The organism is Streptomyces mutabilis (genome assembly GCF_014649815.1).
GTDB classification, from domain to species: domain Bacteria; phylum Actinomycetota; class Actinomycetes; order Streptomycetales; family Streptomycetaceae; genus Streptomyces; species Streptomyces mutabilis.
Genome location: NZ_BMTT01000150.1, coordinates 1 through 701, shown reverse-complemented (window position 1 = coordinate 701; position 701 = coordinate 1). Strand labels below are relative to the sequence as shown.

Annotated in this window: 1 protein-coding gene; it reads left to right on the top strand. The window is 35.4% G+C overall.

Features of this window, described 5'->3' with window-relative positions; all coding sequences use genetic code 11:
- Positions 1-701 (top strand): zinc-binding metallopeptidase family protein (locus tag IE142_RS39825; protein WP_191889439.1); only part of this gene is annotated, 701 nt, incomplete at both ends.

The window sequence follows — 701 nt, the reverse complement described above, 5'->3', positions numbered from 1 at the left end:
GTGGATAAGTTTATTCAAAATAAGATGGGTGGTTTCTATGGTATAAAAAAATCAAATAAAGAAAACGCACCTCGAGTTATGATAGCAGCACATATGGATGAAATAGGTTTTATGATTACTCATATTAATGATAATGGAATGATTCAATTTACGAATTTAGGTGGCGTGGCTAATGATATTTGGCAAGGACAAAGATTAAAAATAAAAAATAGATACGGTAAAGAAATCATAGGTGTAGTTGCTAATATTCCTAAACATTTTAGAACAGGAAATGAAAGCATACCTCAAATCAAAGATTTAATGCTAGATATTGGTGCTTCTTCATCAGAAGAAGTGCGCAATCGGGGTGTAGAGGTGGGCGATACAATAGTTCCTCACACAATAATGACTCAGTTGTCAAAAAACAGATACAGCGCGAAAGCCTGGGACAATCGATATGGTTGTGTCTTAGCTATTGAGATATTAGAATTATTAAAAGACGTTCAACTAGATGTTGACTTATATGTTGGTGCCAATGTACAAGAAGAAGTTGGACTTAGAGGAGCTAAAGCTGCCGCAAAGCAAATTGATCCTGATATTGCATTCGTTGTCGATTGCTCCCCTGCAAATGATATCAAAGGTAAACAACAACTTTCTGGTGTGTTAGGGGAGGGGACTTTAATTCGTATCAAAGATGGTACTATGATACTTAAACCATTATT